The following is a 19,892-nucleotide window of genomic DNA, read 5'->3' as shown; positions in this document are numbered from 1 at the left end:
TAACATCACTCTACATCGAGAAACAAGTGAATTTATCCTCCATAAAACAGGGGTTAACCCAGCATAAGATTTCAGTATATCTACACAGAATGTACCAATCTGGATGTTTACGCTAGATATGACATTTAAACGGCAGTTTAATGTCAATAAATGGGCAGATAGTCAGTATATTTATCGGAAAGAAAAAAATGGGGAAGAGGGTTTTTTCTGTTGTTAAATTCAGCAACATAAACTTAATTGCATATAAAACTGCGTGAATACAGAAGTATCGTTCAACATTGTTGTAGCACGCATGATAATCCACACTCTGTGATATACGGTGAGCCGTGGGCCAATCAAGCTCATTTATTCTGCATGCGCGGGCCAATAACTGCGGTAAACTCAGTAAATGGGGGTTGTCACCAATAACCGCAACTCAACAATACACCATAGCAAAACAGCGTATCTGGATAGGGAAAACATCGCATGAAATTGACCATTGAGCGGTTAACCGAACTGACATTCGCTGATCAAGCTGATTTAGCCAAACTGTGGCCACACGCTCAGGTGCAAGAGTGGCAACAAGCGATACAGCTGGATAACGGGCTACTTATTGCACGTTTTAATGATCGTATTTTGGCGGGGGTGAAGGTGAGCGCACCGCCTATTAACAGCCAACGGGCTGCTGGTGTATTAAAAACGGCTGAGTTGTATGATTTATGTGTTCGTGCGGCTACCCGTCGGCGTGGCGTTGGCCGTTACCTGTTGCAGCAATTACCAGTGTTAATGCCAGAATATCATCGCTGGATTATCACACTGCCACACACTGATGATCCTGATTACATGCAAGAAAATCGTACTACTTTGGCCCTGTTTTTGTTGCAGTGCGGTTGGCAACAGCAGGGCACATATTTTTCTTTTAGCCAAATTGCCCAATAAAATGAATAAGGCCAATAAAAACAACCAGCGTTAGTAAGATAAATAAGAGAACGGGAGAGAGCGTGAAACAGACATTAAGGCATGAAGCGATTGTAGAGCTAGTGCGTGAACAAGGTTACGTGAGTACCGAAGATCTGGTGGCGCACTTTTCAGTCAGCCCGCAGACGATTCGGCGTGATCTGAACGATCTGGCTGCTGACAATGTGATCCGCCGTCATCATGGCGGGGCCGCGTTACCCTCTAGCTCGGTCAATACCGCCTATCATGATCGCAAAGGTATGTGCTCATCAGAGAAGGCGCGCATTGCGCAGTCGGTGGCGGAACTGATCCCCGATGGCGCAACGCTATTTATTGATATCGGCACCACGCCGGAAGCGGTGGCACATGCCCTGCTGTCGCACCGTGATTTGCGCATTGTGACCAACAACTTAAATGTGGCAACACTGCTGACAACTAAAGAGGATTTCACCGTTATTTTAGCCGGTGGTGAGGTGCGTAACCGCGATGGTGGTATTGTCGGCGAAGCCACGCTCGATTTTATCTCTCAGTTTCGGCTCGATTTTGGCATTTTGGGGATTTCTGGCGTTGATCTTGATGGCTCAATGCTGGAGTTTGATTATCACGAAGTACGCACGAAAAATGCCATTATCGCCAACTCACGTTGTGTGATCTTAGCGACAGACCACTCCAAATTTGGCCGCAGTGCGATGGTGAATTTGGGGGGGATCGATAAAGTAGACTATCTGTTTACCGATCAGCTGCCGCCACCTCAGTTGGTGAAAGTGATTGAAGCGAGTGAGGTTAATTTAGTGCTGTGCTGATAGCTCGTGAGCATAGCGAACATCAAGATATGTATAAAGAGAGAGGCGCTTAAATAGTAGGCGCTTTTTTTTCGTATATAAATCCCTATTATTTATAGGGATGTTTTATTTTTGTTAAGAGATGGATAGCTACCTTATTTTCGATTACACTCGTTTTTGATTGATAACGAACATTTTCGGGGCGAGCATGGATATCAAAGATCTGATAGTGGTAGGCGGTGGCATTAATGGCGCAGGTATTGCCGCAGATGCGGCAGGGCGTGGTTTATCAGTTACCTTGTTTGAGGCCGATGACTTGGCCAGTGCCACTTCCTCTGCCAGCTCAAAGCTAATTCATGGCGGCCTGCGTTATCTAGAACATTATGAATTTCGGCTGGTTGGCGAAGCACTGGCCGAGCGTGAAGTACTATTGAAAATGGCGCCGCACATTGCTTTTCCAATGCGCTTTCGTCTGCCACACCGCCCGCATTTGCGCCCCGCATGGATGATTCGTGCTGGGCTATTTTTATACGATCACTTAGGAAAACGCACCACATTACCGGCAAGTTGCGGGTTACGTTTTGGCGCAAGCTCAGTGCTGAAACCACAGATGGTGCGTGGGTTTGAGTACTCAGATTGCTGGGTTGATGATGCGCGTTTGGTGGTGTTGAATGCGGCGCAGGTGGTGGAAAAGGGCGGCGCAGTACATACCCGTACCAAAGTGATTCAGGCTATGCGCGAAAACGCGCTTTGGCAGGTCGAGACAGAACACAGTATCACCGGTGAACGCCAGACCCACTATGCTCGCGCGCTGGTCAATGCGGCCGGCCCGTGGGTGAAAACCTTTTTTGATGAGAGCTTGCACGAGGCTTCGCCACGCGGTATTCGTCTGATTAAAGGCAGCCATATTGTCGTGCCGCGTGTACATAGCGAGCCGCAGGCATATATCCTGCAAAACGAAGATCAGCGGATTGTGTTTGTGATCCCGTGGATGCAGGATTTCTCGATTATCGGCACAACCGATGTGGAATATCATGGCTCACCGCGTGATGTCAGTATTGATGAAGATGAGATCAGCTATCTGCTGAAGGTCTACAATCTGCATTTTAAGCATCAACTGGTGCGCGATGATGTGGTCTGGACTTATTCCGGTGTCCGCCCGCTGTGCGATGATGAGTCAGATTCAGCGCAGGCGGTCACGCGTGATTACACGCTGGAGCTCTCTGATGATCAGGGCAGTGCGCCACTGCTGTCGATCTTTGGCGGCAAGCTGACCACCTACCGCAAGCTCGGTCAGGCCGCGATGCACAAATTGCAGCCCTACTTTGCCAATATAGGCACTGATTGGACGGCGCAAAGTGTGTTGCCGGGCGGTGATTTGGGCATGGATCGTGATAGCTATGCGCAGCATTTGCAGCAGCAATATCCGTGGTTGCCTGAAACGATGGCACGCCGTTATGCATACACCTACGGTAGCCGTAGCTGCGTGATTTTAGCACAGGCTGACTCTCTGGCCGCACTTGGACAGCATTTTGGTCATGATTGCTATCAGGCTGAAATCAAGTATCTGCAAACCCACGAATGGGCGCTGACTGCCGAGGATATTCTGTGGCGGCGTACTAAGCTTGGTATGTACTTGACCGATAACGAGTACGCGGCATTAGCCACATATTTAGCAAAAACACCGTAAACCCTCACCCAATGCAGGTGGGGATACACTATCTGCCAAAGGGTACACTCTCTGATGAGAGATTACCGATGATAACCTAATAAGAGTAGGTTAATTACTCTCCCTATTTTGCTGACTAACGGTAGAAATAGGGCGGGTACATACAACGCATACACGTTAAGTAAGCCTTTTACGTTTTACTGATACATATATGTTGTAAACAGCACATCAATCACTGGTTTTTGCCCTAGCTCTTTTTGCAGCACGGTATTAACAGCCTCTAAACACTGCTGACGCAGCACTTCACGCTGCTGTGGTGAGCGAACTTGTTGCTCATTTTGTGCGCTTAAAATCCAGATCAATGCATCTCTTAATTGTGGGGTTTGTTGCAGGATTTGATCTTTGAGTGGTGTATTTGCCACCATCAAGCTCACACTGACCCGTAAAAAACCTAACTGACGACCTGTAGTCTGGTAATTGGTTACAATATCATCCCCTAACAGTAAATATTGATAAGGGGATACCATCGCTTGAAGGCCAATTCTGGCATTGCTACTCTGTGCAAAAACCGTAGACAGTGGCAGGAAAATACACAGCACTGCTGCAACAGAGCGAAAAGATTTAAGCATAACGTGACCTGTTTGAATAAATCAGTTAACGGAAATGAGCCTGTTAACTGATAGAATGAACAAAATTAACGGGCAGTTTAACGATATCGATCTACAGCAAGCGGCATCGAAACGGGCTGACTGATCATCAGACGATTGCTTATTACTGCCCGCAATACGGCAATACTACCGACGAAATCATCATGAGTTTGTGTGAAACCGACGTTGCTTTATGGCCGAATATCCAGCCGTTAGAGGCGCAGTGGCAGCCTGCATCGGCCTATAATCTCACCGCATTACAGACAGAATGGCTCTGTGATCTCGGCTCAATGACCAAACGCCTGCGTGCTTCTTGCCGTACGCTGCGCGTTGTTATTGGCCATGAAGGGTTCGTTAGCCACAGTCAGTTAGCGGCCTGTGAGTGGTTTTCTTTACTGCCAGCATCGTTCTCATCTCCTCAATTCAGGCAAGATGAGCCAGCCCTGCTGGTCGATGATGCAGCAACGCTCTGGCTACGCGATGTACTGCTCTGTTGTGATGATGTACCGTGGATTTTTGCCCGCACCTTGATCCCTCAGCAGATGCTGCAGCAGCAGTGGCAACACTTGCCGGAGATTGGCACTGAACCGATTGGTCAAACACTGTTTGCCGATCCTCATTTGCAGCGCCAAGATGTAGAGATTGCGGCCATGACACTGCCACTGCCATTGGCACACACACTGTGTTTATCTGGCGATAAACCACTGTTGGCTCGTCGCTCAAGATTAGTGACGGCCACACAATCACTGCGGGTCACTGAAGTTTTTTTACCTTTTTCACCTGTATATTAATGGGGAGTTTGGCTCATGTTTAGGGAGAAGTTGAGCGCGTACTGGTGTCTAATGCGAATGGATCGCCCAATTGGTACGCTGTTATTACTCTGGCCCACCTTGTGGGCGTTATGGTTAGCAGCCGACGGACAACCCACACTACCGATTTTGCTGGTTTTTGTCTTTGGGGTGATAGTCATGCGTGCTGCGGGGTGTGTGATCAACGATTACGCTGATCGTAAGGTAGATGGGCATGTAAAACGTACTGCTACGCGCCCACTGCCGAGTGGCCTGATTAAACCTAAAGAGGCCCGCTGGCTGTTTGTCGGGCTGATTTTTGTTGCACTGTTGCTGGTATTAACACTCAATACACTGACCATTTTATTATCAATGGCAGCACTGGTACTGGCCTTTATCTACCCGTTTATGAAACGGTTTACCCATCTGCCACAAGTAGTGTTAGGGGTTGCGTTTGGCTGGTCAATTCCGATGGCATTTGCGGCTCAAATCAATGTGCTACCTCCGAGCTGTTGGCTGTTGCTATTGGCCAATATCTGCTGGACTGTGGCTTATGATACTCAATACGCAATGGTTGACCGTGATGATGATCTGCTGATTGGCGTGAAATCTACAGCCATTTTATTTGGCCGTTTTGATACGTTGATTATTGGCCTGTTGCAACTTGCCACGCTCGTATTGCTGGTGTTAGTGGGTATGGTCAGTCAACTGGGTATGCTCTATTACAGTGCCATTTTACTGAGTGCTGGATTATTTATTTATCAGCAACAACTGTTAAAAGCGCGTGATCGTCGCGCCTATTTTCAAGCCTTTTTGAATAATAACTATGTGGGGATGGTGCTGTTTGTTGGCATTGCTGCAAGTTATTTACTGCATTGAGAAAGGGCATGAAAAGCCTTGTTATCTGCGTATCGGCCGAAAAAAATGCCCTGATATATTATCAGGGCATAGCATCGGTAGCACTCGTGTCTGATTACTCTGCTAATGGTGAAGCGTGGTGAACAGGCAGTGCACTGTAAATTGTTAAACGAATTTCAGGTGATAACTGCGGGCTTAACAACGCGTTGAGTTGTACCACTTTTTCCGTTACGGCATTATCGTTTTCATCAATACACCCAATATGTTGCAGTGTACTGACTAACGAGGCAAACACGGCCTTATCAAAAAACTCTGGCGCATTAATGCCATGTAATACAGATAAACGCTGCGCAATAATCTGGCTCTCTTTTTCCAACTCGGCACGGCTAATCGGTGTATCAGTATTGAGCAGCGTTAAAGTGATAGCGTAGCGTTGCAGTGTTTCACGCACGCCGGCGGCTAACAATTGCAGAGGGCGAATACGATCATTATTGAGCGATAGCAAATTATCTTGCTGCACAATTAACCCCTGACGCGCCAGTTCAGCAACAAGCTGATCAACGACATCCGCTAACATTTCAGGCGTATAGCGCATAAACAGCTCGGTTTGCATCAACGGATAGAGGCCCGCAAGCGTTGTATGCAGCTGTGTTAGGCTAATTGTCTGCTGACAAACAACCACACTGGCAATCAGTGAAGGCAGCGCCAACATATGTTGAATATTATTGCGGTAATAGGTCATCAACACCGCTTGTTTGCGATCTAATAATATAATGTCGCCTAAGCTATCTTTCTCAATTTGCAGCTTATCAAGCGTCATCACATGTTCAAGTAACGTTGCGGCAGAGTCAGTTGGCACAGTGCTGTCAGCGGAATAGGGCACGTTTTGCAGTAATTGCTGGTAACACTCAAGCTGCTCAAGCAACTGATCGCGCGTCAGTGCCCGTTGGCGAGAGGCGAGCAGAGCCGTTGCCGTAAGATTTAACGCATTAGCTGCAGCAGCATTGTTGATATGTACCATAATCTGCTGCGCAATACCGTTGACAGTAGGCGATAACCATTGTGGGCGCTGTGGCTCAATGGGGTCTATTGCATCGCGCCAATCAGGAACATGTTGGTTTAAATAGGGTACAAGCGGAATAGGCTCACCAAAATTCACATACCCTTGACCTAAATTACGCAGCTTGCGTACGGTACGCAAAATTTGCCAAGCACTCTCTTTTTGCTTGGCTGCGCCACGCAACTCATTGGCATATGTGCCCACTTCCATCACATGTTCATAACCGATATAAACAGGCACAATAGAGATTGGGCGTTGTAATCCGCGCAGTGTAGCTTGTAGAGTCATACTTAATGTCCCGGTTTTGGGATCAAGCAAACGGCCAGTACGTGAGCGCCCACCTTCGATAAAATACTCAACCGAATAACCGCGGGTAAACAGCTCTGCCATATATTCACGAAATACGGTTGAGTACAGCTTATCGCCTTTAAAACTGCGGCGAATAAAAAATGCACCCCCCCGACGAAAAATCGGGCCTGCTGGGAAGAAGTTTAAATTAATTCCTGCGGCAATATGCGGTGGCACTAATCCCTGATGGTAGAGCACGTACGAAAGTAGCAGATAGTCCATATGGCTACGGTGGCAGGGCACATACACAATTTCGTGGCCATCTTGAGCCAGTTGGCGCACGCGTTCAGCATGACCAACATTAATCCCCTGATACAGGCGATTCCACAGCCAACCTAAAAAGCGATCGCCAATGCGCACTAACTCATACGAGAAATGTGCTGCAATTTCCTCCATCATACCAATGGCTTTTTGGCGCGCTTTTTCAGGTGAAATACCAGTGGCAGCCACTTCATCTGCCACGGCTTTTTCAATTGCTTTTGAGTGTAATAATCGGTTAAACAGCGCCTTACGATCAGGCAGGCGTGGCCCTGCAGCAGCTAAACGTTGGCGTGAAAAGTGCATTCGTGCAACACGTGCCAATTTTTGCGCAATAATTTGATCTGTACCGTGTTGATCTGCCATATAGCGAAGGGAAACACGATGTGAAAAGCGCACGAAACTATCACGGCCCAACCATAATACGGCAATGAACTTTTGAATACCGTTGAGCAGGCGCAATTTAGGTAAAACTAACTGCCCTTCGTGGCCTGGTGCGCGCCCCCACAATACGGTAACAGGAAGCATCTGCACATCAAGCGTCGGATCTTCACGGTGCAGATCCAGATAGTCATGGAAAAGGGTGATAGACTCAGGCTTTGGCACGCGATCTTTAAAGACCGTTGGGCGCTCATCAATAAAGACATAGCTAGGCAGTTGCCGGCCATGAATAGTGAGTGTTGCCAATGGGTCAGGCAACTGTTGCGCTAAACAGTAGCGGCGCAATGTTAAAAGATCCGTCTCTGACTGATAAGGCAGCACATATAAAATCGGGCGTGTAGGATCAATGTTTAATTCATGAATCGGATCTGCGGGGATCAACTTACTACGAACGAGCAGTGCCAGCGGCAGATCTAAAAATTTGTGATAAATACGCTTCCAACCAAGCATGGGGTGGGGCCTCAACATCCAACAAAACCGAGCAAGAATAGCAGAAATAACTGGTAAGATCAGATTCACCTAGAGCGTCACCGTTACGTTTGGTCGAACAGCTTCAATAGATAATGCAAATAATGAGGAAGTAACATGCAAAAGAACACCGGATTTACCCGCGTCTATAAAGCCGCAATTTACTCATGGCAAGGCTTTCAGCACGCATTCCGGCATGAAGCTGCCTTCCGCCAAGAGATAGTATTAGCTTTAGTGATGCTGCCATTAGCATTCTATTTTGATGTGACAGCAGTAGAGCGTGTATTGATGATTATGGTGATTGGATTAGTCTTGATCGCCGAGTTGCTAAACAGCTCAGTAGAGGCTGTGGTTGATCGTATTGGCAGTGAATACCATGAGTTAGCTGGTCGAGCAAAAGATATGGGGTCTGCGGCTGTTTTTGTCGCGTTGGCGCTTGTACCACTGGTCTGGGGAATTATTCTGTGGCCATAGTGATTACGGGGTGTTCAACACCCGCACTCCTGTATATACTGCCAGTATAGCTGTATAAAAAAACAGGATAAGACGATGAAGCCACTGACCGAAAGACAGCAACAGGTTTACACTCTAATCCGTGATCACATCATGGCCACTGGCATGCCGCCTACTCGTGCAGAGATTGCCCGTGATCTTGGTTTTCGCTCGCCAAATGCCGCGGAAGAGCATCTTAAAGCACTGGCACGTAAAGGTGCGATTGAAATTGTTGCCGGCGCATCACGTGGTATTCGTCTGTTGGCTGAAGTGGAGCAAGAAGATGCCGCAAATGAGGGTTTACCGCTGATTGGCCGTGTGGCTGCCGGAGAGCCTATTTTAGCGCAGCAGCATGTTGAAGGGCACTATCAGGTTGACCCAACCTTGTTTAAGCCAAGTGCTGATTTTTTGCTACGGGTTAATGGCATGTCGATGAAAAATATCGGCATTATTGATGGTGATCTACTGGCTGTACATAAAACCCATGAAGCACGGAACGGGCAAGTGGTGGTTGCGCGGGTGGATGATGATGTCACTGTTAAGCGCCTTGAGCGCCGTGGTAATCAGGTATTCCTGCATGCGGAAAATGAAGAGTTTGCGCCAATTGTGATTGATCTGTGCAGCCAATCACTCACGATTGAAGGGTTAGCGGTGGGTGTGATCCGCAATAATAACTGGATATAATCTGCCAGCGTCCGTATTTGTTGCTCTGTCAGCCCGCCATGTTATGCCATGAGCGGGTTTTTTATTGCTGCCGTTAAAACTTATAGCAGCATAATAAATACAGGAATTAACATCTTCACACCCTGCAAACGATAAAAAGGAGATCCTCTCAAATGAGGGCATGTACTCTGCTTCAACGCTATAGGTCGCCAACGGACCGCCGCTTGTGGCAACTGGCTCTGCCGATGATCTTCTCTAACATCACCATTCCATTACTCGGATTGGTTGATACTGCTGTTATCGGCCACTTAAACAGCGCAGTGTATCTGTCGGCAGTGGCTGTGGGTGGCATGGTGTTGGCCTTTTTAACCATGATGCTCAACTTTTTGCGTATGAGCACCACGGGGATCACTGCACAAGCAAAAGGTGCACAAGATAACGAAATCGAGAGTCGAGCAGCACTGTTACAAGCCCTTGGCCAACCTCTATTGCTCAGTGGGTTACTCAGCTTCTTATTGTTATTGCTGCAACAACCGCTGATTCAGTTAGGACTGTCGATCAGCGGTGTTTCTGGTCTGTTGCGTGAGTATGCTGAACTCTATTTGCAGATCCGCTTTTGGGCGATTCCAGCCACCCTAGCAAATTTAGTGCTACTGGGTTGGTTGTTGGGCATGCAAAAAATGAAAGCGCCGGTTTTGCTGTTAGTGTGTGGCAATATTACCAATATTGTGTTGGATGTGACGCTGGTATTATATGCCGACTGGCAGGTTCGCGGTGTGGCAGTTGCCAGTGTCTGTGCTGAATATATGACTTTGCTGATGGGGTTATGGTTAGTATGGCGTACGATACGCAGCACATACCACATACCACATAACACAACACCAACACATTGCATCGCATCAGCGTACTGTGCCGGATCAACACATTGCACCACAGAAAATCACAACACTCTTATTGGGTGATAGAACTGCATGGCGAAAAAACGGTAGACGGTTGCTATCATTAAACCGCGATATTTTTCTGCGTTCGTTGGTTTTACAGCTCTGCTTTGCCTCGTTTACTGTGCTCGGTGCCCGTATTGGGGGCGATACCGTGGCCACTAATGCACTGTTACTGAATTTTCTCACCTTTACTGCCTTTGCACTTGATGGGTTTGCCTATGCCATTGAAGCATTGAGTGGTCATGCAATTGGCGCGCGCGATCAGCGAACCTTGCGCACCGTATGGCATGCAGCTTGTCGGCAATCACTGCTCTTGGCTGCATTGTTTTCACTGACTTATGCGCTGTGGGGGCAACAGATTATTGCGCAGTTAACGCACCTGCCCGCACTGCAATCGCAGGCCAATATTTATTTACCGTGGCTGGTGGCATTGCCGCTGGTTGGTGTGTGGTGTTATCTGCTCGATGGCCTGTTTATCGGTGCAACCCGTGGCCGTGAGATGCGCAACAGCATGGTATTGGCCGGATGCGGCTATGCACTGACAGTGGTGCTAGGGTTTGCGTTGGGGCATGGGCAAAATCATCTATTGTGGCTGGCATTAATGATTTTTTTGGCACTGCGCGGAGTATCGTTAGAGTATTACCGTCGTACACGCTTAATGTGTAACGGGTAAACTCAACGAGTTTTGTTGGCGGTTTTTGGTATAGGCTCATACTATAAGGGTAAGAGAGAAGAGTAAATACCCTGTTTTTACCCATCAAATGTGAGCTATCAAAATAGACTAGCGCGCAATTGCGCGCCAGTAATCGCCGTATTCATATTGCAGATTATGGCATCGTAATTAACTGCATTAACCGTAAGATAGCAGTTATTTATTACTGCGATTATTAGGCTCTAATATTCAGCACGCATAGATAAGCATGGGTATTAAGAGCTTAATATAAAGGGCTTAGTAAAACGAGTGATCACCACGCTGATGCTCAGTAATATCCTTCACCCCTTTAAGTTCAGGAAATTGAGCCAGCAGCTCCTTTTCAATGCCCTCTTTTAAGGTGACATCGATCATCGAACACCCATTACATCCTCCCCCAAATTGCACGATAGCATAGCCATCATCAGTGATCTCCATCAGAGAGACTCGGCCACCGTGTGCGGCAAGTTGTGGGTTAACCTGTGATTGCAGCGCATACTCAACGCGCTCAGTCAAAGGGGCATCGTCAGCCACTTTCCGCATTTTAGCATTAGGCGCTTTGAGCGTGAGCTGTGAGCCGAGTGTATCGGTAGTAAAATCAATGTCTGCGTCTTCCAGATAAGGCGCACTCATTACATCGACATAAGCAGAAAAATGGGCAAATTTCAGCTCGGTATCCTTGTCTTCTACCGCATCGGCAGGGCAATAAGAGACACCGCATTCAGCATTAGGCGTACCAGGGTTAACAACAAAAACACGGATGTTAGTACCTTCGGCCTGTTGTGCCAAAAGCTTACTGAAGTGGGCTTGTGCAGCATCAGAAATGCGGATCATGGCTCGTCTCAATAGTTGACTGATTTACTTGGTTAAACATCATACACCCTTTCATTGGGCCTGAGTAGTACAGGGCTCACGCATTTACATTGAATACGTTATTGAGTACGACACAAACACCAAATCTGAATATGGCGCACGCCTTGCTCGCGCAGCGCATGGCTTATCACACTGACTGTTGAACCCGTGGTCACCACATCATCAAGCAGTGCAACTCGTAAACCGCGCAGTGGTTTTGTCACTGCATAGGTGTTGAGTTGATTATGCCGCCTTTCACTGGCACGCAGTGTATGTTGAGCGCGTTGACGTTTATAACGGATCAGTGCGTCAGGATCGAGCGGGATCTTCAGCCAGTGTGACAAGGCTCTGGCAAGATACTCACTCTGGTTAAATCCGCGCCACCACTGGCGCTGGCGTTGCAGTGGAACCGGTAAAATCAGATCTGGCCACGGTGCGGGGTGTTCACGTCGTGCAGTTAGCAGCGTCAGCAATAACTGGCGGGCCAGTGCTTCGGCCAGCCAAAACTGCTGTTGGTATTTTAACTTGGCCAACAAATAGGTAAATGGCTCGCTGTAATCAGCAATCGCAATCAGGCTATCCCACGGTACAGGTGCGTTCTGGCAAGGTATACAGCGGCTATTGATGTGCAAACGGCCCATACCGCATCGTCGGCATGGGAAAGAGATCAATGGAAAGTGGCTTTTACAGACACTGCAAATCCCGTGCTGGCGATGGTAAAGTGGTTGTTGACACACTAAACAGGGGCTACGGGTATCAGCTTGTAAGGTGTATCGCTGTGCAAATAAGCGCAATAATGGCCGGCATAGCATTGTGTTATCCCTGATCAAAATGGCTCTGGTTAGTGTTAGTCGTCAGCCTAAGGTGAGCAAGCAAAGGGTTAACCTACGGTTTAAGCCGCATAATAAAAAAATCACAACAAAAGAGTATAGGGGATGAACAAACTATATTGGCAACAACAAGGGCAAGGTGATCGCGATATTGTGCTACTGCATGGCTGGGGATTGAATGCTGAAGTATGGCAACCGTTGGTCGCGGAATTGAGCTCGCATTATCGGGTTCATACAGTTGATTTACCCGGTTATGGGCGTAGCCACAGTTATGGTGCACTGTCATTATCAGAGATGGCCGAGATTGTATTACAGCAAGCACCACCCCATGCAGTTTGGGTGGGATGGTCACTGGGTGGATTAGTGGCAACCGAAGCGGCACTGCAAGTGCAAGCGGCCATGACTCACACTTCAGAGGAAACGGTAAAGCAACCTGCAGCAATAGCAGGCCTGATTACACTGGCTTCATCCCCCTGTTTTATGATGCAAGAGAACTGGCCAGGAATTAAACCCGATGTATTGGCTCAATTTCGCCTGCAACTGCAGCATGATTTTAGCCGTACAGTTGAGCGTTTTTTGGCGCTACAAACACTGGGTACACCCACTGCACGGCAGGATACGCGCTACCTAAAGCAGGCTGTACTGTCGGTTCCTGCACCAACGGCCAACGTTCTGGCTAAAGGTCTGGATTTATTGGCCGACACAGATCTAAGAGCACATGTTTTTGCGCTGACACTGCCAGTATTACGCATTTATGGGCGTTTAGATGGGTTAGTTCCACATCAGGTGATTACCAAGGTTAATGCCTATTGGCCACACTCACAGGTTGAAATAATAGCGCAAGGCGCACATGCCCCTTTTATTGCTGAACCGGTACGTTGTGCTCAAATGATAGACATATTTTGTCACCGTTATCTGCATATATAACTGATATGGGGTATCTCTCGTTATCACTTAACGAGTGTAAGTGTAACTCTGCGATTGCGTAGGGTATTTTGCTGTACATTCGATGATCTTGTTATTTGCTGAGGGAAAGAGACCAATGTGATGAATGTCAGCCCCACCAATCAAGCTGTCTCTGTGCTGCCGACCTCAGTAAACCCATCAACAGAGCAGGCACGGCATGACAATCAAGCGCGTGAGCGTATTGTGCAAGCGGAAGCCGTTATTGCTGCGCCAGCCAAGCGTGCGGTAGATACTCGTCTGCAAGATCAGTATCTACTGACAACAGAGGAGGAAAAAGAGCAGGACAATGCAGAACCTGATACCCCTGATCCTGACTTATTACCAGCCGATGCCAATGCGCTGATTGAGGGGGAATGGGTCTGTAAAGAGGATTGTCCACGTTATTATCCCCCATTTCCGAATGCATTAACGGCAGTGAATAAGCGTATGGCCCTGTATGGTAAAGTGATTGCCTGTCATTATTGGTATTCTGTGCGCCCAAGCCCAAAAGCAGATTTTCGAACGAAAACGTGAGAGGCCAGAAAGTACAGCACAAGGCGTGCTAAAGCAGTAAAAGAAACGATCTGCCGTATTAAGTACACAGCAGATCGTCAGTATAATATAACGACAGTATTATGAAGCCGATTTTACTTGAGTATCCGTTTCACGGCTGATAGGCAGTGAAATGCGCATCGCTAACCCACCAAGAGCGGCACTGCGGTTGAGATTAATTTTACCGTGGTGTGCATCAATAATGCGTTTTAAAATGGCTAATCCTAACCCTGAACCTTCGCTACTACCGCGTGCTTCATCACCACGCACAAACGGTTGGAACAGATTTTCAATCTGATCTTCGGGAATACCTGGCCCATTATCATCAACTTGTGCCCAGACATAACCGTTATCATCAATCCCACTACTGACACTGATCATACCGTTACCGTAGCGGATAGCATTGGTGATGATATTCGCAATCGCCCGTTTGATGGATAATGGGTGGATATTGCACATTAACGTATCATGATAGAGATCAACATGAATCATATGATCATCGTTGCTCTCTGCGGTAGACACCTCGCTAACAAGCAAATTCAGATCATACCGCTCAGTAGGCATATCCCCATTTTGTGCACGTAGAAAATCAATAAATTGGCCGATAATCTCATTTGATTCATCGATATCTTTATTGATCGACTCAGCAAGATAGCCATCCTCTTGCGACATCATTTCTGTCGCGAGTCTGATCCGTGTGAGCGGAGTGCGCAAATCATGGCTGATGCCGGCTAAAATCAGGTTTCTATCCTGTGCCAGAGCTTTAATGCCTTTACTCATCACGTTAAATGAGTGGATAACAGAGCGAACTTCTGAGGCACCCTGTTCGGGTAATTGATCAGGATATTCGCCGCGGCCAACCCGTAATGCTGCTTTTTCTAGCTCCATCAGTGGGCGGTTTTGCAGACGAATAAATATCCATGCACCGGCCAGAATCAGCATGAAAATAGCAAAGATATAGCGAAACAGAGGAGCGAAAGCCTCTTGGCGCAACTCAATTAAGGGAATGCGTGACCATAAGTCACTGTCTTTATCTGTTGGATCATGCAACCAGAGAACAAAAAACTCTGATCCTGTCTCTAACCTGACATCCACATACGTGCCAAATAGTCGGGTAAACTCTTGATCCAAAAAGGGATAGTGTTCAGCTTGTGCCAGACCTAATAAGAGCGCCTCTTGTGTATTATAAAGGCGAATATCCAGATCAGAAGCCAACTCGTTGCGCAAAATTTGCCGAACACTCGGTGATGCTTGTTTATCTATTTTGGCCGCGAGTTTAATCTCATAGGCAATCATACGATTAAATTGCGATACGGTAGGCCGGATCGCAAAATTCATGACAGCCATATAGGTGGTGAGCATGCAAATAAGCAGCAACACCACCATCATGAGTAGAGTACGGGCAAACGTACTGCGTGGAAGCCAACTGCTCATTGTGCTTTGTGATCATCCGGTACAAAGACGTAACCCAAACCCCAAACGGTTTGAATATAACGTGGACGTGCTGGATCTTCTTCTAGCATACGACGCAGACGGGAGATCTGCACATCGATGGCTCGCTCCATTGCGCTGTACTCACGGCCACGTGCCAGATTCATCAGCTTATCGCGTGATAATGGCTCACGTGGGTGGGTGATCAATGCTTTTAGTACGGCAAACTCACCACTGGTTAGCAACATAGCTTCATCACCACGGAACATTTCACGGGTACCCAGATTGAGGCGGAATGGGCCAAACTCAATCACCGCTTCTTCTTGTGATGGTGCACCTGGCAGTTCTGTAATATGGCGACGCAAAATAGCGCGCAGACGTGCTAACAGTTCACGCGGGTTAAAAGGCTTTGGCAAATAGTCATCTGCTCCCACTTCTAAGCCCACGATACGATCAATTTCATCGCCTTTTGCCGTTAACATAATGATAGGCATATTGTTATCTTGGCTACGTAAGCGGCGACAAATAGAGAGGCCATCTTCACCTGGCAACATCAAATCAAGTACCATCAAATGGAAACTTTCACGTACCAGCAGACGATCCATTTGCTCTGCGTTAGCAACACTGCGAACCACAAAGCCTTGTTCTGTCAGATAACGCTCTAGCAGTGCGCGTAGGCGCATATCATCGTCGACGACGAGGATTTTGTGATTCTCTTGCATGTTGATTACTCCAAAAACGAAATCATTACACCGAAATAGGATGACACATGTGCACATGCCATCAGTAATTGTGTCTATTGTATGCAACATTTTCGCGCTACTGCACAGGAAATTGTTACAAAGTTAATCTACACCCACGAGAAGGAGAGATTCATCGTAACAAGGCGTAACGTATCTGCGTGAAATTGCGTGCTATTATCATTAAGTAAACATCGCCATTGAGCTGACGATGTTTATTATTGTTATGCAATAATACTAATATTGCACAAATTATGTTGGATATCCTGTGCAGAATAAGATTTTTGTCCGTAATATCACGCGATTAATGCATCAATAAGGCATAACACTCTCACACCCTCGGTTTGCATCTGTGGGAGGCCATTATATTTGGGTATCAGAGGCAAGGGCTTGATAACGAATGGCTAAAACGGCATAGCAGACACGGCCAGCAGGGGTATCAACCACAATTTCATCATCAACCCTTTTGCCTATTAGGGCCCGAGCAACCGGTGAGTTAATTGAGATCCAATTTTTAGCCGGATCAAACTCATCAGCCCCTACAATACGGTAGCAGCTCTCGACACCTTGCTCGTTCTCTAACGTAACCCACGCACCAAAAAACACTTTGCCTTCTTGCTGTGGGCTAGGGTCAATAATTTTAAGAATATCCAAACGTTTGCTTAAAAAACGCACGCGCCGGTCGATTTCACGTAGCCGTTTTTTACCGTAGATGTACTCTGCATTTTCCGAGCGATCACCCATTGCCGCCGCTTCAGACACGGCTTGTGTGACCTGTGGACGTTCAATTTTCCACAAATATTTCAGCTCTTTATCCAGCGCAAGCCAGCCTTCGCGCGTAATGTAGTGTGCTTTTGTTGTACTCATTTTATCCTGAGTAGATTGGGTATGCTTCACGTTCACAAATATCCTTCTCTCTGATGACTGGTATTTTGCCACGCAGAAACGTATAAAAGTCGACTATTACTCAACACTCTTTGATGAATCTTGATTGAGCCTATGAATACTCATTTTAGCCGTATTATTGCCAGTGAAATTGCCGCCCGCGCTGATCAGGTTAGCGCCGCCATTCATTTGCTTGACGAAGGCAACACCGTACCCTTTATTGCCCGTTATCGTAAAGAGGCCACCGGTGGATTAGATGATACGCAACTGCGTAATTTAGAAACACGCTTAATTTATCTGCGTGAATTAGAAGACCGCCGTCAGACGATTTTAAAATCCATCACTGAACAGGGCAAATTAACCGAGGCGCTACAACAGGCATTACTGAGCACTGACAATAAAACTGAACTTGAAGATCTCTATTTACCGTATCGGCCAAAACGCCGCACGCGTGGCCAAATCGCTATTGAGGCGGGGCTGGCACCGTTGGCCGATAGCTTGTGGAACAACCCACAGCAAGACCCTGAAGTCTTGGCAGCAACGTTTATCAATGCTGATCAGGGTGTGGCAGATAGCAAAGCAGCATTAGACAGTGCGCGCTATATTTTAATGGAGCGTTTTGCCGAAGATGCTTTGCTACTGCAGAAAATCCGTACCTATTTGTGGAAATATGCCCAATTAGTATCAACGGTTGTCGTTGGTAAAGAGGAAGAGGGGGCGAAGTTCCGTGATTATTTTGCCTACCATGAGCCGATTGCAAAAGTGCCCTCGCACCGTGCACTGGCGATGTTCCGTGGTCGTAATGAGGGAGTGTTAAACCTTTCACTTAATGCCGACCCTGAGCAAGAAGAGAGTCTTCGCAGCAGCTATTGTGAAACCCTGATTGCCGAGCATTATCAGGTGATACTAAACCATGCACCGGCCGACAGTTGGCGGAAAAGTGTGATTAGCTGGGCATGGCGTATCAAAATTTTGCTGCACATGGAAACCGAGCTGATGGGCACGGTACGTGAACAGGCTGAAACGGAAGCCATTAACGTATTTGCCCGTAACATGAGCGATTTGCTGATGGCAGCCCCTGCGGGCGCAAAAGCTACGATGGGGTTAGATCCTGGTTTGCGTACCGGTGTGAAAGTTGCCGTAGTTGATGCAACCGGAAAGCTAGTCGATACCGCGACTGTCTATCCGCATACTGGGCAAATGGATAAAGCACTGCATACCGTCGCACAATTGTGCCAAAAACACCGTGTTGCGCTGATTGCGATTGGTAACGGTACGGCATCGCGGGAAACCGATCGTTTTACTGCCGAGATGTTTCGTCTGTATCCTGATATTCAGGCACAAAAGGTGACAGTCAGTGAGGCGGGAGCATCTGTGTACTCTGCTTCAGAGCTGGCCGCACTGGAGTTCCCTGATCTTGATGTCTCGCTGCGCGGTGCAGTTTCAATTGCCCGTCGGCTGCAAGACCCCTTGGCCGAGCTGGTTAAGATTGAGCCAAAATCGATTGGCGTAGGGCAATACCAGCACGATGTTTCTCAATCACAACTGGCGCGCCGTCTTGATGGTGTGGTGGAAGATTGTGTGAACGCGGTGGGGGTTGATCTCAATACTGCCTCGGTTGCTCTGCTGACTCGTGTGGCTGGGTTATCAAAAACACTGGCTCAGAATGTGGTGGCTTTCCGTGATGAGCATGGCCGTTTTGATAGTCGCCAGCAGTTGCTAAAAGTGGGGCGTTTAGGCCCGAAAGCCTTTGAGCAATGTGCCGGATTTTTACGTATCAATGAGGGTAAAAACCCGCTGGATGCCTCAACGGTACATCCGGAAACCTATCCGGTGGTGGAGCGTATTCTGGCTGCCACCGGTAAAACGGTGCGCGATCTCATGGGCAATGGCGAGCTGCTGCGCAGTGTCAAAGCCAGTGAGTTTACCGATGATCGCTTCGGTTTACCGACGGTGACCGATATCCTAAAAGAGCTGGAAAAACCCGGCCGCGATCCACGGCCAGAGTTTAAAACGGCCACCTTTGCCGAGGGGGTCGAAACTCTTGATGATCTCTCTGCGGGGCTAGTTTTAGAGGGCACCGTGACCAATGTGACCAATTTTGGCGCATTTGTTGATATCGGTGTGCATCAGGATGGCTTGGTACACATCTCATCACTGTCAGATAAGTTTATTGATGACCCGCATAAAGTGGTGAAAGCGGGCGATATCGTCAACGTGAAAGTGTTAGAAGTGGATATCGCACGTAAGCGAATTGCATTGAGCATGCGCCTTGATGAGCAACTTACGGCTGAGCGGAGTCGTACAGAGGGCAAAGGCCGACAAAATACACCGCGTAATGGTCATAGTGCAGAGGCATTAACGGCTAACCATGGGGAACGGGAAAATCGCCGTAATGATAGAGCGGGAAACCGTAATGATAGCCAAGGAAACAGTGCCATGGGTGATGCATTGGCTGCAGCGTTGCGTAAAAATAAATAACCGATATCTCTATACGTATATCGCTATCGATATAATGGGGGCAATTGCCCCCTTTTTTTATCTTATATATGCAGTTATGGTATGTTTTGTATCACACAAAAGATAAAAAAAACGCTCAACACAAAAGGTGTGAG

The 19,892-nt window shown here is 47.5% G+C and carries 20 protein-coding genes; 13 read left to right on the top strand and 7 right to left on the bottom strand.

The annotated features are described in order from the left end of the window. Positions 1 to 326 precede the first annotated feature (326 nt). From ACRC53_RS08225 to glpD, 4 genes are all read left to right on the top strand, one after another. Positions 327 to 482: a hypothetical protein gene (locus tag ACRC53_RS08225; RefSeq protein WP_438642989.1), complete on the top strand. Its 156-nt coding sequence runs from the start codon at positions 327 to 329 to the stop codon at positions 480 to 482. Then, positions 466 to 918, top strand: a complete 453-nt coding sequence (panM, locus tag ACRC53_RS08220) for an aspartate 1-decarboxylase autocleavage activator PanM (protein WP_438642988.1) — start codon at positions 466 to 468, stop codon at positions 916 to 918. The genes ACRC53_RS08225 and panM overlap by 17 nt, the downstream gene beginning before the upstream one ends. 62 nt (positions 919 to 980) lie before the next feature. Further along, a complete protein-coding gene (locus tag ACRC53_RS08215) occupies positions 981 to 1,739 on the top strand; it encodes a DeoR/GlpR family transcriptional regulator (RefSeq protein WP_438642987.1) in 759 nt (252 codons plus the stop codon). 187 nt (positions 1,740 to 1,926) lie between these two features. Next, positions 1,927 to 3,408: a glycerol-3-phosphate dehydrogenase gene (gene glpD / locus ACRC53_RS08210; protein WP_438642986.1), complete on the top strand. Its 1,482-nt coding sequence runs from the start codon at positions 1,927 to 1,929 to the stop codon at positions 3,406 to 3,408. A 176-nt stretch (positions 3,409 to 3,584) separates the two neighbouring features. Here glpD and ACRC53_RS08205 read toward each other — a convergent pair whose 3' ends face one another. Next, positions 3,585 to 4,016: a flagellar basal body-associated FliL family protein gene (locus ACRC53_RS08205; protein ID WP_438642985.1), complete on the bottom strand. Its 432-nt coding sequence runs from the start codon at positions 4,014 to 4,016 to the stop codon at positions 3,585 to 3,587. 182 nt (positions 4,017 to 4,198) lie between these two features. Between ACRC53_RS08205 and ACRC53_RS08200 the strand changes: the two genes are divergently transcribed. Together ACRC53_RS08200 and ubiA are read left to right on the top strand one after the other, a co-directional pair. Further along, complete coding sequence (locus ACRC53_RS08200) at positions 4,199 to 4,825, top strand: chorismate--pyruvate lyase family protein (protein WP_438642984.1); 627 nt, start codon at positions 4,199 to 4,201, stop codon at positions 4,823 to 4,825. A 15-nt stretch (positions 4,826 to 4,840) separates the two neighbouring features. Next, on the top strand, positions 4,841 to 5,701 hold the full coding sequence (ubiA, locus tag ACRC53_RS08195; RefSeq protein ID WP_438642983.1) for a 4-hydroxybenzoate octaprenyltransferase: 861 nt from the start codon (positions 4,841 to 4,843) through the stop codon (positions 5,699 to 5,701). Between the two features lie 94 nt (positions 5,702 to 5,795). Here ubiA and plsB read toward each other — a convergent pair whose 3' ends face one another. Beyond that, positions 5,796 to 8,237 carry a glycerol-3-phosphate 1-O-acyltransferase PlsB gene (gene plsB / locus ACRC53_RS08190; RefSeq protein WP_438642982.1) on the bottom strand — a complete coding sequence of 814 codons (2,442 nt, stop codon included), beginning with the start codon at positions 8,235 to 8,237 and terminating at the stop codon, positions 5,796 to 5,798. A gap of 135 nt (positions 8,238 to 8,372) precedes the next feature. Here plsB and ACRC53_RS08185 point away from each other — a divergent pair, with 135 nt between their 5' ends. From ACRC53_RS08185 to ACRC53_RS08170, 4 genes are all read left to right on the top strand, one after another. Then, the gene (locus ACRC53_RS08185; RefSeq protein WP_438642981.1) at positions 8,373 to 8,729 is read left to right on the top strand and encodes a diacylglycerol kinase; all 357 of its coding nucleotides are present in this window, start codon (positions 8,373 to 8,375) and stop codon (positions 8,727 to 8,729) included. 75 nt (positions 8,730 to 8,804) lie between these two features. Beyond that, complete coding sequence (gene lexA, locus ACRC53_RS08180; RefSeq protein WP_438642980.1) at positions 8,805 to 9,431, top strand: transcriptional repressor LexA; 627 nt, start codon at positions 8,805 to 8,807, stop codon at positions 9,429 to 9,431. 152 nt (positions 9,432 to 9,583) lie between these two features. Then, positions 9,584 to 10,372 carry an MATE family efflux transporter gene (locus tag ACRC53_RS08175; protein WP_438642979.1) on the top strand — a complete coding sequence of 263 codons (789 nt, stop codon included), beginning with the start codon at positions 9,584 to 9,586 and terminating at the stop codon, positions 10,370 to 10,372. Next, the gene (locus ACRC53_RS08170; RefSeq protein WP_438642978.1) at positions 10,320 to 11,024 is read left to right on the top strand and encodes an MATE family efflux transporter; all 705 of its coding nucleotides are present in this window, start codon (positions 10,320 to 10,322) and stop codon (positions 11,022 to 11,024) included. The genes ACRC53_RS08175 and ACRC53_RS08170 overlap by 53 nt, the downstream gene beginning before the upstream one ends. Positions 11,025 to 11,300: 276 nt before the next feature. On the opposite strand, the gene nfuA is transcribed toward ACRC53_RS08170, so the two are convergent. Then, entirely contained in the window at positions 11,301 to 11,876 is a 576-nt protein-coding gene (nfuA, locus tag ACRC53_RS08165; protein ID WP_438642977.1) for a Fe-S biogenesis protein NfuA, read from the bottom strand. A gap of 98 nt (positions 11,877 to 11,974) precedes the next feature. Further along, entirely contained in the window at positions 11,975 to 12,706 is a 732-nt protein-coding gene (locus ACRC53_RS08160) for a phosphoribosyltransferase family protein (RefSeq protein ID WP_438642976.1), read from the bottom strand. 123 nt (positions 12,707 to 12,829) lie between these two features. Between ACRC53_RS08160 and bioH the strand changes: the two genes are divergently transcribed. Further along, positions 12,830 to 13,651 (top strand): pimeloyl-ACP methyl ester esterase BioH, encoded by an 822-nt coding sequence (gene bioH, locus ACRC53_RS08155; RefSeq protein WP_438642975.1) that lies wholly within the window; start codon positions 12,830 to 12,832, stop codon positions 13,649 to 13,651. Positions 13,652 to 13,771: 120 nt separating this feature from the next. Then, positions 13,772 to 14,203 carry a hypothetical protein gene (locus ACRC53_RS08150; protein WP_438642974.1) on the top strand — a complete coding sequence of 144 codons (432 nt, stop codon included), beginning with the start codon at positions 13,772 to 13,774 and terminating at the stop codon, positions 14,201 to 14,203. A gap of 99 nt (positions 14,204 to 14,302) precedes the next feature. Here ACRC53_RS08150 and envZ read toward each other — a convergent pair whose 3' ends face one another. From envZ to greB, 3 genes are all read right to left on the bottom strand, one after another. Continuing rightward, on the bottom strand, positions 14,303 to 15,655 hold the full coding sequence (gene envZ, locus ACRC53_RS08145; protein ID WP_438642973.1) for a two-component system sensor histidine kinase EnvZ: 1,353 nt from the start codon (positions 15,653 to 15,655) through the stop codon (positions 14,303 to 14,305). Beyond that, positions 15,652 to 16,374: an osmolarity response regulator transcription factor OmpR gene (gene ompR, locus ACRC53_RS08140; protein WP_438633369.1), complete on the bottom strand. Its 723-nt coding sequence runs from the start codon at positions 16,372 to 16,374 to the stop codon at positions 15,652 to 15,654. Before ompR ends, envZ begins: the two co-directional genes overlap by 4 nt. Before the next feature lie 381 nt (positions 16,375 to 16,755). Next, positions 16,756 to 17,259: a transcription elongation factor GreB gene (greB, locus tag ACRC53_RS08135; RefSeq protein ID WP_438643030.1), complete on the bottom strand. Its 504-nt coding sequence runs from the start codon at positions 17,257 to 17,259 to the stop codon at positions 16,756 to 16,758. 132 nt (positions 17,260 to 17,391) lie between these two features. Between greB and ACRC53_RS08130 the strand changes: the two genes are divergently transcribed. Beyond that, a complete protein-coding gene (locus ACRC53_RS08130; protein WP_438642972.1) occupies positions 17,392 to 19,758 on the top strand; it encodes a Tex family protein in 2,367 nt (788 codons plus the stop codon). The last annotated feature ends 134 nt before the right edge of the window (positions 19,759 to 19,892 follow it).

The sequence above is a fragment of the Plesiomonas sp. genome (assembly GCF_051652165.1).
GTDB lineage: Bacteria > Pseudomonadota > Gammaproteobacteria > Enterobacterales > CAMTGL01 > Plesiomonas.
Note: the sequence above shows the minus strand (reverse complement) of the source record. Positions and strands in the feature narration are given on the sequence as shown.